The sequence below is a fragment of the Nosocomiicoccus sp. HMSC09A07 genome (assembly GCF_001808485.1).
GTDB classification, from domain to species: Bacteria; Bacillota; Bacilli; order Staphylococcales; family Salinicoccaceae; genus Nosocomiicoccus; species Nosocomiicoccus ampullae_A.
On record NZ_KV793634.1, the window covers coordinates 351,497 to 367,675 of the forward strand.

General features: G+C 30.2%; 12 protein-coding genes. 11 read left to right on the plus strand and 1 reads right to left on the minus strand.

The window, feature by feature from the left end:
* The first annotated feature begins 702 nt into the window (after positions 1 to 702).
* Genes HMPREF3177_RS06020 through HMPREF3177_RS06040 form a run of 5 tightly spaced genes read left to right on the plus strand, consistent with a single transcriptional unit; the run spans position 703 to position 7,854 of the window.
* Positions 703 to 3,798: a sigma factor-like helix-turn-helix DNA-binding protein gene (locus tag HMPREF3177_RS06020; protein ID WP_070457699.1), complete on the plus strand. Its 3,096-nt coding sequence runs from the start codon at positions 703 to 705 to the stop codon at positions 3,796 to 3,798.
* Positions 3,799 to 3,820: 22 nt separating this feature from the next.
* Positions 3,821 to 5,173 (plus strand): DEAD/DEAH box helicase family protein, encoded by a 1,353-nt coding sequence (locus tag HMPREF3177_RS06025; protein ID WP_256388376.1) that lies wholly within the window; start codon positions 3,821 to 3,823, stop codon positions 5,171 to 5,173.
* Positions 5,157 to 5,342 (plus strand): hypothetical protein, encoded by a 186-nt coding sequence (locus HMPREF3177_RS06030; RefSeq protein ID WP_070457703.1) that lies wholly within the window; start codon positions 5,157 to 5,159, stop codon positions 5,340 to 5,342. Before HMPREF3177_RS06025 ends, HMPREF3177_RS06030 begins: the two co-directional genes overlap by 17 nt.
* A 5-nt stretch (positions 5,343 to 5,347) precedes the next feature.
* A complete protein-coding gene (locus HMPREF3177_RS06035; protein ID WP_083286892.1) occupies positions 5,348 to 7,387 on the plus strand; it encodes an AAA family ATPase in 2,040 nt (679 codons plus the stop codon).
* Complete coding sequence (locus tag HMPREF3177_RS06040; RefSeq protein ID WP_070457707.1) at positions 7,387 to 7,854, plus strand: hypothetical protein; 468 nt, start codon at positions 7,387 to 7,389, stop codon at positions 7,852 to 7,854. Before HMPREF3177_RS06035 ends, HMPREF3177_RS06040 begins: the two co-directional genes overlap by 1 nt.
* 595 nt (positions 7,855 to 8,449) lie before the next feature.
* On the opposite strand, the gene HMPREF3177_RS06045 is transcribed toward HMPREF3177_RS06040, so the two are convergent.
* Entirely contained in the window at positions 8,450 to 9,589 is a 1,140-nt protein-coding gene (locus tag HMPREF3177_RS06045) for an ROK family transcriptional regulator (RefSeq protein ID WP_083286893.1), read from the minus strand.
* Positions 9,590 to 9,668: 79 nt separating this feature from the next.
* Here HMPREF3177_RS06045 and xylA point away from each other — a divergent pair, with 79 nt between their 5' ends.
* From xylA to arsB, 6 genes are all read left to right on the plus strand, one after another.
* Positions 9,669 to 10,994, plus strand: a complete 1,326-nt coding sequence (gene xylA, locus HMPREF3177_RS06050; RefSeq protein WP_070457711.1) for a xylose isomerase — start codon at positions 9,669 to 9,671, stop codon at positions 10,992 to 10,994.
* 2 nt (positions 10,995 to 10,996) lie between these two features.
* Entirely contained in the window at positions 10,997 to 12,487 is a 1,491-nt protein-coding gene (gene xylB, locus HMPREF3177_RS06055; protein WP_070457713.1) for a xylulokinase, read from the plus strand.
* A 14-nt stretch (positions 12,488 to 12,501) separates the two neighbouring features.
* Positions 12,502 to 13,890 (plus strand): D-xylose transporter XylE, encoded by a 1,389-nt coding sequence (xylE, locus tag HMPREF3177_RS06060; protein ID WP_070457716.1) that lies wholly within the window; start codon positions 12,502 to 12,504, stop codon positions 13,888 to 13,890.
* 105 nt (positions 13,891 to 13,995) lie between these two features.
* A complete protein-coding gene (locus tag HMPREF3177_RS06065) occupies positions 13,996 to 14,460 on the plus strand; it encodes a metal-dependent hydrolase (protein ID WP_070457718.1) in 465 nt (154 codons plus the stop codon).
* 100 nt (positions 14,461 to 14,560) lie between these two features.
* Complete coding sequence (locus tag HMPREF3177_RS06070) at positions 14,561 to 14,878, plus strand: ArsR/SmtB family transcription factor (protein ID WP_068130537.1); 318 nt, start codon at positions 14,561 to 14,563, stop codon at positions 14,876 to 14,878.
* Entirely contained in the window at positions 14,875 to 16,164 is a 1,290-nt protein-coding gene (arsB, locus tag HMPREF3177_RS06075) for an arsenite efflux transporter membrane subunit ArsB (protein ID WP_070457720.1), read from the plus strand. The genes HMPREF3177_RS06070 and arsB overlap by 4 nt, the downstream gene beginning before the upstream one ends.
* The last annotated feature ends 15 nt before the right edge of the window (positions 16,165 to 16,179 follow it).

Consider the following 16,179-nt stretch of genomic DNA (forward strand, 5'->3'; position numbering starts at 1 on the left):
TGAAAGAATCATGTCAATTTGCAAAAACAGATCCAATTGAACACTATACTTTTGATAATTCACTTGGTAGTAAGGTTTGAAAAAGTGGTTTGGTCGGAATAGAGGAATTATTTGGGCATATTCACTCTATAGAAGATGAAAATACGAAAGGTTTTTTTGGTGTGGATTACAGTCAGGGATACCGTGCGACCGTCTATTATACGGATTATGTGACGGAAGATATTAATAAAAGATTCTTCCCCCTTTAAAAACTTAAATAACCATGAAGTGTTTAGTAAAAATACATGTGGCGTGAAAATCATTGTTTCATACCTAAGAGAAACACTTATTAATAAAAACATAATCATTAAAGCAGTATGTGATAACTATTTTGATGAAGAAAATAATTTACCCCTTATTATAATAGTGAAAGTTTAGAAAATATCGTCCAAGACCCAGATATTTATGAAGTAAAATTTGAAGAATTAGAGAGCATTTTGCTCCAATCTATGTAGACAGATATTTGAATGAATCAAACAAAAGTTTAACGATTGAAAATAGAGACGATAGTTTTACTAATGAATGCTTTAGATGTATATAGGGATTTATAGTCTAAGATCTAGTTATATAGAGAAGTTTGTGCTATACATATAGTAGAGTGGACTTACACATTTTATAGATAGTACTTGATTTAATTATGTACTTGGAAAAGGATCCGATATTATGAAATTTGAGTTACCTAAATATGCAAACTTAGAAGAAATAAAAAAACATAGTTATTATATGAAGCAGTTTCTTAATGATGAGATATTAGAACTATTGAGAGAGTTATATATAAAAGACAGAACGGCATTTAATTTAGTTCTGATGGAAATGCAACTTAGAGGTATTGCTTTCACAGAACAACATCAAAGCAATCTGTTGAAAGGAATAGACTTTGATCTAGAGCCATATATAAAAGCATCTAAAGACACGAATAATTTCAAGAAATTTCCTTTCAAATTTTTTGGACTATCAAATCTTGTAGCTGATTTGAAAATAGAATCAGATCTTTTCTTTAACTATATCCCATTAAGCGGGTTTGATAAATACATACCTAATGAGAAGAAACATTTATTTCCCTATAAATTAAAAGAATATGGATTTGAGTTGATTTCAAGCACACAGGAAAAAATGGATGATGAACACTATGAAATAGATACAAATACAACTCCTAAAAAAAGAGAAACAAGCATGGAGTATTATATACCGAAAGAGATATTTCCTCATTTTATTAATTTTTGTGAAGACAATGGCTATACAATGGAAAAAATTGATGTTGCACTTAAGAGTTACAAAAATGCAAAAGGAACTCGAAAGAAAACATATGATGGTTTATATCAATACTGTAAGAACAATAACATGATTTTTAAAGGTGACATTGTAAATGACTTAGTTTCTACACTAAATATTACACAAAAACGTTTAGAGAGTTTTGGATATGATTTCACTAACTTTATGAACAATTATTTTAGTGAAGCAAATATTTGTAATGAAAAACCTTACGATAAAACGATTAGAATTATAGAAGATATTTATGAAAATGATTATGAAAAATTTGATTTATTAACTACAAATTATGAATCAATTTTAGATGAGCTAAAAAATCATAATGGATATCAATATATTATGTGCTCAAAGATATCTGATATTTTTAATCAATATAATTTATCAAACATATTTTATAATGAAGATAGACTAATTACTAACTTAGGTACAGAGTATCAAGATAGGTTTATAGCTAGATTATTAATAGAACTTTTAAATGAGCTTCCGAACCCCCAATCAATAGGAATATTTATCACTAATTTATTAGATGAACGTCAAACTAAAGTGTTATCTATGAGATATAGAGGAAAAACTTTAGAAGAAACAGGTTTTTCATTGAGAGTGACAAGGGAACGCATTAGACAAATAGAAGCGAAGGCGAAGAAAAACCTAAGAAATAATACTACAATTAAAAAATGCCTAGATTTTATTTTATTAAAATATAATGACAAGACGTACATAAAATTTTCGCAAATATTAAAGCTACTTAACCTTTCTTCAGATTATGAGTTTGTAATCCCAGCTATTTTTGAAAACGATTCTAATTTCATCATTATGAACGATGAGAAATTGTTAGTTAAAAATAATCTATACGGAAGAATGAAAACTGAAATTGAAACACTGATTGCTCAGGAGAAACTAGTTATAAGTATTAATGAACTCATCAACTTTTCTGAGGATAATTTTGAAATTATAACTAAACTATTTAAAGAGTTTAAATATAAATACTTTAATAAAAATTTTGTGCCAGAAAGCATTTCAATCACAAACTCTCTTAGTTATATTTTGAAGCAGAATCAAGGTAAGAGCTTTAAGATTAGCGACGACAACACGGAGTTTTTGAGAGAAGAGATATATAATACTTTCGGAAAAGTAGTTGATTCAAATACAAGGTCTTTATTTGCAAGAGTAGCAGATGCAAAAAACGTTGCTTTAATTGAAGAGGGGACATATGCATATATGGATTTTACTGATGTGAATCCAAGCTTTTTAAATGAATTAAAAGTTTTTATTGAAAATGAAATTTTAAATGTTAATTATGCTAACCCAAGAACTATATATAAAAATAATAAAGACTTAATGCTTAAAAATAATGTGTTTTCACATGTACACCTATATTCTTTAATAAAAGAGTTTTTCTCGGATGATTTTAAAGTTGGTCATCAAAACACTCTATATATCTATGATAAAGAAACTGACGATTTCTCAGCTGAAGAGTTACTTTTAGACTTATTAAAAAATAAGTCGCCTGTAACGACAGATTATGTATTAGAAACATTGGGTTGGAATAAACTAAAATTAGAACAATTAATCCCAAAAATAGACAGTGTAATATTTACAGGGAATCGACAAGTGACATTAATATCGGATATTGAAAATGATAGTAAGTATTTTGAAGTTTACGATATTATCAGTAAAGAATTAGAGAAAGGTTACATTATTACTCATGATTTTATGATGAAATTAATTTTTAGTAATAATGAAATATCAGATTTTCTGACTGCGCACAATATAGGTAATTTATCTGGTTTTGCACAATTTATTAAGGCTAAATTTTCTGATGTACGAGGTTTTTCTCAATTCTTATATTTAAAAAACTCTCCGATCACAAAAATAAATGATGTAATTTTGAATGAACTAAGTGATATGCCAAGCTATAGGGATTTTGAAAATCTTATTGTGGGAAAGGGTTATTCAGCTCAAACATTTCATAAGATGAAAAATGAACTTATAGAAGATGGGAAAATTATTCCATATGACGAATTCAGTTTCATTAATACAGATAAATTTATTTTAAGAGATGGTTTAGAAACAGAGATTCTTGAGTTGTTAGATAGAGAATTAACAAATAAAGATTTTATTACAACTTATGATATCAATCAACTTACCCAAATCATAAACCTGAATGATGAGTACATGGTCCAGACTGAGACTATAGCCTTCTTTGCAAATAAAGCTGGTTACTACTTGTATGAGGCTTATCCTGGATCAACTTATGCCTTACCTGTAATTACTAAAGAAGACTATGGATCGTACGATAAGTTGATATTGGATATATTGAGCAACACAGATGAGACTATTAACAATGAAGAGAAGCTTTTAAAATTTCTTAAGGAGAAAGGTCTAATTAATGAGCGTGCAGACAAGCTATATACAAGTTTAATTCATAGTGATTTATTTGAATTTGATTCACTTGGATATTTTAGTATCAAGGAGGTAGACCCTAATTAAAGATAATCATCACTCAAAAATTATTGAAGCAAGAGGGTATCAGCAAGAAGCAATATCTAGTTGGAAAGATGCAAATAATAAAGGTATTCTAGAGATGGCTACAGGAACAGGAAAAACCATAACAAGCTTATTAGCAGCAAGATCTTTTATATCAGAGGTTAAATCAAGTATAACTGTAATTGTTGTTCCGTTTCAGCACCTTGTTGATCAATGGGAAAGAGATGTTAAGTTTATATTAGATTCTCCTACAGTAAAGTGTATGGGAGCGCGAACTTCTTGGAATAAGAAATTAAAAACTATGATTCAAGAGCATAATCTAAACTTGCTTGATGATTTTGTCATAGTAACAACCTATAATACTGTTTTATCAAAAGAATTTACTGACTTACTTAAAATGATAGTTGCACCTAAAATGATAATTGCAGATGAATGCCATTATATTACTTATAACGGTTTTAAAGATTTCCCATTTTATTCATTTGATGCCTTACTAGGTCTTTCTGCTACTCCAGATAGATGGTGGGATGAAGAAGGAACTTCTTTCATGAAAAGTATGTTAGGTAGGGTTGTTTATGAATATACCTTAGAACAAGCTATACAAAATAAGAAACTAACTCCATATAAATATTTTCCTCATATCGTTGATTTTGAAGAGATTGAAATGGAAGAATATATAAAGCTAACTCGAAGAATTATATATCACATGAATGATAAAGATAGTGACAAAGAACAGGTAGAAACATTACTCAGACGTAGAGCGATGTTAATAAGTAAAGCAGAAAATAAAATAGAAACATTTTTAAATGATTTTAAGGATGAAAATCTTAAACAAATATCTCATACATTAGTTTATTGCGCACCAGGAGAAATTGATAAAATTGTAAAGAAGATTTCTGATCTTGGAGTTAAAGTATCGAAGTTTAATGCAGAAGTAAATAATAAAGACCGAGTGACAATACTTGAAATGTTTGAAAAAGGATATATACAGGTTCTAGTTGCAATAAAATGTTTGGACGAAGGTGTAGATGTTCCTGCAACCAGGAAAGCATATTTCTTAGCAAGTACTTCAAATCCAAGAGAATTTGTTCAACGTAGAGGTAGGATTTTAAGAACAAGTATTGGGAAGAAATTTGCAGAAATACATGATTATATCGTGTTACCAATTGGAATGGACGCAGATGAGTTTTATAGTATAGCATCTAAAGAGTTTCCAAGGTTTTCTGAGTTTAATGAAAGTGCATTAAATTCAGTTGATAATAAATTAGATATGCACAATATCTTAGAAAATTATGACATGACCCATTTAATGTATAAAAAACCATGGGATGTGTATAAAGATATGAAGGAGAATTTTAAAAGTGTCAATTTTGAATAAAGAGTTGAGTAAAAGATTGAATGTTTTAGACGAAGATGCGCAACAACTACTTAGACCATTTCTAACTGATCTAGTTAATGCAAATACTCGTCAAGAAGAAGCTTCGGCTAAACGTAGATTTGAAAAATCACTAAACGAGCATTTAAAATTAGATAAAGGAGAGTTGTAGTATTTATGAAGCTTTTGAAAATGGAATTAGAAAACTTTAGACAATATTATGGTAAACAAAGTATTGAATTTGCATCTAATAATAGAGAGAATACTACAATTATTTTTGGAGAAAATGGTAAAGGGAAAACTGGTATATATAGGGCGATAATGTTTGTACTATTTGGCTCTACACATATCTCTCAAGACTCTGAGAATGAGAAGATTCATTTAACAAACTTTAAATTATTGAGTGAAAGTCAAGGGGTAGCTGAGTCATCAGTTCGTCTAATTTTTGAACATGAAAATAAAAAATATGAGATTTTTAGAACTAGAAGAGCCTTTCAAAGCACACCAATGTTAATTGAAGAAAGAGAAGGGAAAGTAGAGTTTACTGAAATAGATTTACATACGGGTAATATAAAACCAGAAATCTTAACAGATAAACAAGAGGTTGCACTTAAGATTAATAAGATTATCAACGAAGATATTAAAGACTTCTTTCTATTCGACGCTGAGAAAATCGATACTCTTGCTAAAACAGACAGTAGTGTTAGAAAGGAAGTTAAAGATGCAATCTTTAACTTGCTACAGCTAGATAAAGTAGATAAAGGTACAAAGTTACTTAATGAGCTAAAAAGAGAAGTTAAAAATGCTTTGGATAAAAATATGGAAAGTGGGAACATTAAACAAGTTTCAGCTCATAAGGATAAATTAGAACAATCGATTGAAGAGTTGAATGAAGAAATTAGTAAACTTGAAGATCAATCAGAAAAAACATATGAAATTATTTCTAAGCATGAAGCAAGTTTGGAAAAAAATAAAGATATTTTCAAAACTAAAGATAATCTGGAAGAAAAGAAACAAGAAGTAGCTGTACTTTTAGATCAGCAAAGTATAAACATCTCAAGTCTTAGCGACTCATTATTTGAAAAAGGCCCTGTTCTTTTACTAGAGGATGTATTTTATAATAACCAAAGTTATCTAGAAAATTATTTAGGTGATGAAAAAGTTAACATACCAAAAGAGATTTTAACAGAATCTTTAAATGATAGTAAGTGTATTATTTGTGACCATGATTTAGCTGAAAGTAATAGAAAGTATATTCAAGCATTACTAGACTCTCAGAGACACTCTAAAGCATATGATTTAGCAAGAGATATACTGAGATATGCAACAGATCATAAAGAATCTTATTCGACTAATCTTGAAAGATTTAACGATGATTTACAAAACTATAAAAATCTATCACTAACAATAGACCGTGAAAATGAAAAAATTGAGAGTATGAATAATGAAATTTCTACGTTGGCAAGAAATACTTCTGATCTAAAAGATATCCAAGAAATGATAGAAAAGGAAAGAGAGAATTATAATAATTTACTAAAAGAATCAGGAGTATCGCAAAATAAGTTAACAGAATTAATGGAAGAGAAAGTAAAAATAGATAATGATTATCAAGAATTATTGAGAAAAGAAGGAACTAACCAATTCAACACAGACAAATATATGAAATTGGATGAATTAGAAGAATCATTAAAATCAATTTCATTTAAATTTAGTGACGATGTAAGAGAGTTACTCGGACAATATACTTCTGAATTATTTAAAACACTTATTGATAAAAAAGATGTAAATGTTATAGATAGAGTAGAAATTGATAAGAAATTCCAAATTAGAGCAATTAATGGAAATGGCCATGAGGTTACCCAAGACATCTCTCAAGGACAAAGACAAATTCTATCACTATCATTTATTACTGCTTTAGCAAGAGTTGCAGCACGTGAAAATTCTGGGAATAGAATAGATTATCCATTATTTATGGACTCTCCTTTCAACAGATTGAGTGGTCAAAACAGAGATAATCTAATTAGTAATATTCCTGATCTAACGTCACAGTGGATACTCTTAGTTACGGATACAGAATGGACAACGAATGAAGAAAAAGTACTTAAAAATGAAAAGCGCCTAGGAAAGTGGTATAGAATCAATCAAATAGAAACACATTATTCTGAAATAGAAGTAGTGGGCTTAGATGAAACAATGGCGACAAGAGGTGTTAACTAATGTCATTTCTAAAAGACTCATCAATCGTTTTTGTATCAGACAAAAAATACGATACTATATATAAATCATTAAGCACGATGGAAGATTCATATAAAAAAATTGATTATAAATACCTATTCTTACTCTCAGTTGCAATTGGATTTAAAAATTCAATAAGAGTACCTGTAGAAAATAAAGGTAGAGAAATAAGAGCGAGCTATTATACGCAGAATGAAGAATCATTATTAATTAACATGTTAATGGCTGATCCAGATATTAACCATGACATTGAATGGTTATTGGATTCTGAGAACTTTGGTGAGATTAGAAAAATTATTAATGAGTATGCAAATGCTGGTATGGAGATTATTTGTAATCGTGGTCTCGATGATTACTGGGATGGTGAAAATTTAGTAAAAAACGACAGTACAATTATATTTGAACTTTCTAAATTTGTACTATCTGAGATTAGTAATGTTCCTTTTTAATGAGTTCAGCATGTTTTCTATATTGAATTAGGAAACATGCTTTTTATATTTTTGAAGTATTTACAACCTAGATTATATTTAGGATAACGATAATACATAGAGGTGAGTCATGACGTGGATAAAGCACTTTTAAATTCTCATGAGAGAGAATTTATTAATAAAAACTCCAATAAGGAAAGTTTTATCCTCTCGAATTGATTATAAATAATGGACAGAAAAAATTACTCTCTCCAATTTTTAGAAGAAATGGATAAGTATCATTATTTTATTATCTCAGTTAATTTTTGTAACTGAGGGTGGTTTGGAGACTCTTAAGGCTATACTCTTTAAGTTAAAAGAAATAAAGATCAGAGACTGTGGATATTTTAAAAACTCAGATAAATTAAAAGATATATTTGAAATATATCTCTTAATTTATATGTTGTCCATTATTATACTGACAGTTATTTGATTTCACAAATTTCTATAATGGAAGGATTTCACAGAAGATTTATATCTGAAAAAGAAAAGTATTTAAGAAAAAGTGAGGTGCTACCCAAAAGTTGGATTTTAGTGTCCAACTTTAGGATGCACCTCATTATACTGTACTCTTTTTTCATTCATACAAATACTTATCCCTAATTATTGATGCGATTCCCGTTTTTCTTGATGCTTGGCTTTCTTCATTAAATTTAACATTTGAATTGATAACTTTGTTATTTATATCTAAGTTATCTTTTAAATTAGCAATATGATTTCCTAATATTATAAGTTCTGGATCGAATATTCTTGCTATATTTAGTACTCCTAAATTTAAAAACTTTGAAAGCTTTATATATATTTCAGAGGTGATATCACTATCTAGATGATTCAAGGCGCTGAATGTTTTTTCTTTTAGCTGAATCCCTTTTTCTTCTAAAATTTCATAAATTGCTTGTTCTGAAACATACTGTTCAAAACACCCATTTTGACCACAACGGCATTTTTTACCATTTTCTTTAATGATTGTGTGTCCGAATTCTCCAGAATATCCATATTCTCCTTTGTAGAGTTCTCCATTTATGATTATGCCTGTCCCAACTCCTTGACTTACACTCAGGTAGATAAGATTTTTAACATCTGGATATTGATGATTTATACCAATTGCCCCAGCGTTTGCTTCGTTGATTATTCTATATGTATATTCAGGATGTAATTTCGTTAGTTCTTCGATAAGATTATAGTCTTTCCAGTTTAAATTTGGAGCATCTACTATGTAACCATTTTTATTTACAATACCTGGGATTGTGAGCCCAATTTGAAGAAGGTCTGTGTCTTTAAGACTGTAATTTATTTTTAGTTTCGCGATTAAACGAGTAATAATTTTTAAAATAGATTCTTTATTTGTACATTTTGTGTTTTGTTTTTCGGTATCTAATAATTCAAGTTTTAGATTGAGTATAGATGCTTCTATTATATTTGCCTCTATTATAATTACTATAATGTATTTCGCAGTTGAATTCAGTTCTATTAAACGCGGCTTTTTCCCTCCGCTAGATTTACCATAGCCTAAATCATTGACTAATCCCTTTGCTATCAGTTCCTTAACAATTGTAGAAACAGTAGCTTTGTTAAGATTTGTATGTTTAGCTATTTCTGTTCTAGAAATAGAATCATTGCTTTCTAATACTCTTAAAATAGAATTTGTATTAAATTTTTTAATAGACTGTTGGGTGATTGATTGAGCACACATATAATTTACTCCTTTTAAATTCATATGTTTCAGTTTGACATATCTTATACAATAATTATATACTTTGTTTAGTGATTAAACAAAGTTTTTAAGGAGAATATTAATGGCTTATTTTAAACAAGATGTGATTCAATATGAGGGACCGAATTCTACAAATCCGTATAGTTTTAAGTACTATAACCCGAATGAGAAGTTTGATGGTAAAACAATGGAGGAGATTCTTCGTTTTGGTGTTGCTTACTGGCACACTTTCACTGCAGATTTATCTGATCCATTCGGTGTTGGAACTGCTGTACGTGATTGGGATAGTTTAAGCGAAATGGATAAGGCTAAAGCTCGTGTAGATGCTATTTTCGAATTTATGGAAAAATTAAACATTCCTTATTTCTGTTTTCATGATGTTGATATTGCACCTGAAGGTAAAACTTTAAAAGAAACAAATGAAAACCTTGATGAGATTGTTGCACTAATTAAAAAGAAAATGGAGGAAACTGGTAAAAAGTTATTGTGGAATACGTCTAATAACTTTACACATGAGCGTTTTGTACACGGTGCAGCTACTTCTTCAAATGCTGATGTATTTGCATATGCAGCTGCAAAAGTTAAAAAGAACTTAGATATCGCAAAAGAATTAGGAGCAGAAAACTTTGTGTTTTGGGGCGGACGTGAAGGATATGAAAGTCTTTTAAACACTGATATGAAACTAGAGTTAGATAACTTAGCACGTTTCTTTAAGCTTGCAAAAAACTATGCAGATGAGATTGGTTATACAGGTCAATTTTTAATTGAACCAAAGCCTAAAGAGCCAACTTCACATCAATATGATACTGATGTAGCAACTGCACATGCGTTTTTACAAAAATACGATTTAGATGATGTGTTTAAATTTAATATTGAAGCAAACCACGCGACATTAGCAGGTCATACTTTCCAACATGAACTTCATTATGCACGAATTAACGATATGCTTGGTTCTGTCGATGCTAACCAAGGGCATCCACTACTTGGATGGGATACTGATGAGTTTCCGACAGATATTTATGAAACTACTCTTGCAATGTACGAGATTCTAAAAAATGGTGGACTAGGAAGCGGTGGATTAAACTTCGACGCTAAACCACGACGTACATCATTTGCTCAAGATGATTTAATTTTAACGCATATTGCTGGTATGGATGCTTTTGCATTAGGTTTACGTGTAGCACATAAGATGATTGAAGATAACTTCTTTGAAAATATCAAAAAAGAAAAATATGAATCATTTGAAACTGGAATTGGTCAGAAAATTCTAAATGAAGAAGTTACATTAAGTGATTTAGCAGAATACGCACTTGAAAACGATCAAATTACTAATAAATCTGATCATTTAGAAACAATCAAAGCACAATTTAATCAGTATTTATTAAATATTAACATTGAGGATAAATAAAAATGTCACATGTTATTGGAATGGATATTGGTACAAGCGGTTTAAAAAGTGTTGTCATTAATAAAAAAGGTCACGTGGTAGATGAATACCACGTGACTTATAAAACATCACATCCATATTCTGGATATAGTGAGATGGATCCAGAGGTATGGTATGAAGCGGTGATTGAAAGTTTAGATTATTTATTACATAAAGAAGCTGGTAAAAAAGTTAGTGGGATAAGTTTCTCAGGTCAAATGCATGGACTAGTTATTATAGATGAAAATGGTGATTCTATTCGTCCAGCAATCTTATGGAATGATACGAGAAACACTAAGCAAGTAAAACAAATACTAGATAGCGTCACATTAGATAAGTTGCTTGAAAATACTTCTAATACGGTATTAGAAGGATTTACTTTACCTAAATTACTTTGGGTTAGAGAAAATGAATTTGAAAATTATAAAAAAGTACATAAAATCATGTTACCTAAAGACTATATCGTTTATCGATTGACAGGTAACGTGTATTCAGAGCCTTCAGATTTTGCTGGGACTATAATGTATGATGTTAAAAAAGAAACATTTGCATACGATCTTCTTAACGAATTAGATATTGATGTTGATATTTGTCCGGAAATTATACCTTCACACGGAAAATCAGGTGTTATTAAAGATGAAGTTAAAAAACAATTAAATATAAGTAGAGACATCAATATTTATCAAGGTGGAGCAGATAATGCATGTGGTGCACTTGGATCAGGTATTACTGATGAATCTAGACAATTAGTAAGTATCGGAACTTCAGGTGTCGCACTTGCGATTGAGAATAGTTCTGAATTTAAGAATGACGGGTCAGTACATTATTTTAATCACTGCGTTCCTAATCAAAAATATATCATGGGTGTAACATTATCATCAGGTAGTAGTTTAGAGTGGTTAAAAGAAATATTAGATGCTAATGTATCATTTGAAACTTTTATAAAAGGGTTTACAGATTCTCCAATCGGATCTAATGGTTTATTATTTGCGCCATTTTTACAAGGAGAACGCACACCATATAACGATGCGAATATTAGAGGAAGCTTTATAGGGTTAGACAGAAGTATGAATAAGAATGATTTAAAACGTGCAGTTATTGAAGGTATTAGTTTTTCTATTAATGAAAGTATTGTGATTATGAGAAATCATGGATTAAACATAAAAAATATTGTATCTATAGGTGGAGGAGCTAAAAATAAGGAATGGCTGAATGTTCAAGCAGACTTATTTAATGCTAAGATTTATACTCGTACCGAAGAACAAGGCCCAGCATTTGGTGCAGCAATGCTTGCAGCAATGGGTGAGGGTTGGTTCAGCAGTTTTGACAATATGATCCATGAATTTATTGATTACAATGAAGAGATTCAACCAAGAAAAGAAAACTCTGAGAAATACAAAAAGCTATTTGAAATTTATAAAAAATTATATAGTCAGACAATTGAGCTAAGTAAAGAGTTAAGAGAATTCAAATAAAGAAAGGGCTTAATATGAAACCTTCTTATAATAATAAAGGATTTATAGCTGCAATAACTATTATTGCAACGCTTGGTGGATTACTTTTTGGTTATGACACAGCTGTTATATCAGGTGCTGAACAGTCTCTGCAAAAATATATTACAAAAGATTATAGTACATTAGTTCATGGTATTACAGTATCCAGTGCCTTAATAGGATGTATTATTGGTGGTTTACTATCTAATTATTCTGCAAGTCGATTCGGACGAAAGAAATCATTACAGTTTGCTGCAGTATTATTTATAATCTCAGCATTATTATCTGCATATCCAGAAACATTCTTTTTTGAAGTTGGTGAGAGTAGTCTTGGGCTTTTAATTGCATTTAATATTTATAGAATAATAGGTGGGATTGGTGTAGGTCTTGCTTCAGCTATTTCACCAATGTATATCAGTGAAATGGCACCATCTGGAGTTCGTGGTAGACTTGTTTCCTTTAACCAATTTGCAATTATCTTTGGTATGCTCGTAGTATATTTTGTGAATTATTGGATAGTGTACGGCGAATCAACAACTTATATTGATACAATCGGTTGGAGAAGAATGTTTTTAACAGAGGCAATTCCAGCGAGTGTTTTCTTTATAACACTATTCTTTATACCAGAAACACCAAGATACCTAATGTTAGCAGATAAAAGCGAACAAGCACTAAAAGTATTAAATAAAATTTATAATTCAAAAAATCATGCTCAGAACGTGTTTAATGATATTGTCCAAACGACTAAAAAAGGTGTAGACGTTAAAGCACCGTTATTTAGTTTTGGTAAAACAGTAATTATTATCGGTATTTTATTATCAGTTTTCCAGCAATTTGTTGGTATCAACGTAGCACTATATTATGCACCGAGAATATTCTCACAACTCGGTGTTGGTGCAGATGCATCAATGATTCAAACAGTTGTTATGGGATTTGTAAATGTAGTATTTACAGTTGTCGCTATTATGTATGTTGATAAATTTGGACGTAAACCACTTTTAATTATCGGTTCGACGGGTATGATGATTGGTATGATTGGCATTAGTATGATGACTTATACGGGTACAATCGGAATTATTACACTAGTGTTTATGATTATCTTTACAGCATCATTTATGATGAGCTGGGGCCCAATCGCTTGGGTATTATTAGCAGAGATTTTCCCGAACAGAATTCGTAGTAGTGCAATGGCACTTGCAGTTGCATTCCAATGGTTTGCAAACTTTTCTATTACTTCGTTCTATCCATTCATGATGGATATTAGTGGAACAATGACATACGGATTTTATGCATTAATGTGCTTGTTATCAGGATTATTTGTTATTAAATATGTACCTGAAACTAAAGGAAAAACTCTAGAAGAACTAGAAACAATTTGGAAATAAATTTTAACCTCCTTAAGTATGAAAACTTTTGCTTAAGGGGGTTATTTTATTCATCCATAACACAATTCTCTATTTTAATAGTAGAATAGCTAAGGGGGAAATTTTGTGACTGGTAAAACACATGCAAGCTGTGGATGTTTGATCGGGATGTATTTTGCGAAGGACTACGGTGTATCTTTAGAGTCTGTTGTTATTTTATCTGTAGCGGTGACAGGGTCTGTAGTTCCGGATATTTGTCACACGAAAAGTTATATTGGTCGTCGTCTCCCTATTGTTAGCTTTATTTTTAGCATAATTTTTGGACATAGATCGTTTACACATTCGTTATTATTTTTATTATTAAATTTTATGATTTTAGATATTATCAGTGTGCCGACGGTATTTATAGTGAGTTATACGGTTGGGATTTTGTCGCATCTAATATTAGATATGATGACCAAAACGGGTGTGTCTTTATTTTATCCGTTGAAAAAACGAATGTCGTTACCGATTTACTTTAAAACAGGTGGTATTGTCGATTATTTACTGTTTTTTGTTTTTATCGGTATAACTTACTGTATTTTAATGTAATTAATGCTTGTTAAAGTGATATTTATAAAATAATAAATAAAAGCACATAGACAACAATCTATATAGATGTTAATCTATTTACCATCTAGGAGGTTTAGTCATGTCTTATAAAGAACTATCAAAAATATTAAAAGTCTTATCAGATCCAAGTCGGTTGGAGATACTAGATTTACTATCTTGTGGGGAATTATGTGCTTGTGACTTGTTGGAATACTTTCATTTCTCACAACCTACACTCAGTCATCATATGAAGACTTTAGTAGATAATGAATTAGTTACAACAAGAAAAGACGGTAACAAACATTGGTATCAACTGAATCATGATAATTTAGATGAAATTATCAAAAATTTAAATATTATTAATACATCGACCGAAAGATGTGTATGTAAAAATGTGAAATCAGGTGATTGCTGTTGATGATTTTAGCAATTTTGATTTTCCTTTTAACTTTAATTTTTGTTATATGGCAACCGAAAGGTTTAGATATTGGTGTTACAGCTCTAATTGGGGCAGTTGTGGCTATCATTACAGGAGTTGTAAGTTTTTCTGATGTACTAGAAGTAACAGGTATTGTTTGGAATGCAACTCTAACTTTTGTAGCTGTTATTCTAATTTCATTAATATTAGATGAAATTGGATTTTTTGAATGGTCTGCAATACATATGGTCAGAGCTTCAAATGGTAATGGGTTAAAAATGTTTGTTTTTATCATGTTACTTGGAGCAGTTGTAGCAGCATTTTTCGCAAATGATGGTGCCGCTTTAATATTAACGCCTATTGTATTAGCAATGGTAAGAAATTTAGGATTTAATAAAAAAGAGATTTTCCCTTTTATTATTGCTAGTGGCTTTATTGCGGATACGACATCACTACCTTTAATTGTAAGTAACTTAGTGAATATTGTTTCTGCAGATTACTTCGATATTGGATTTATTGAATATTTTAACCGTATGATTGTTCCTAATATATTCTCTTTAATTGCTAGTATTGTCGTTTTATGGTTATATTTCAGAAAATCTATACCTAAAACATTTAATGCAGAAAATCTACCTGATCCTAAAAATGCAATTAAAGATCTTAAACTATTTAAGGTTTCATGGATTGTATTAGTCATATTACTTGTTGGTTATCTTGTGAGTGAATTTGTTCAGATACCTGTATCTTTTGTTACTGGTACGATTGCTATAATATTTGTGCTATTCGCTCGAAATTCTAAAGCAGTTAATACAAAACAAGTGATTACGGGTGCACCATGGAATATCGTTCTATTTTCTATTGGTATGTATTTAGTTGTATTTGGGTTAAAAAATGTAGGCATCACAACATTTTTAGCTGAAATATTAACTAATATTTCAAGTTATGGATTATTCATCAGTGTGATGGGGATGGGCTTTATAGCTGCTTTCTTATCATCAATTATGAACAATATGCCAACTGTTTTAATAGATGCAATAGCGATTGGTCAATCTAGTGCTACAGGACTACTAAAAGAGGGTATGGTTTATGCGAATATTATAGGTTCTGATTTAGGACCTAAAATTACGCCGATTGGTTCTTTAGCAACATTATTATGGCTACATGTTTTAGCACAAAAAGGTGTAAAGATTTCATGGGGAACATACTTTAAAACGGGAATTGTCATTACTATTCCAGTCCTATTTGTAACACTCTTAGGATTGTACTTTACACTAATCATATTTTAAAAAGAGGCTTTAATT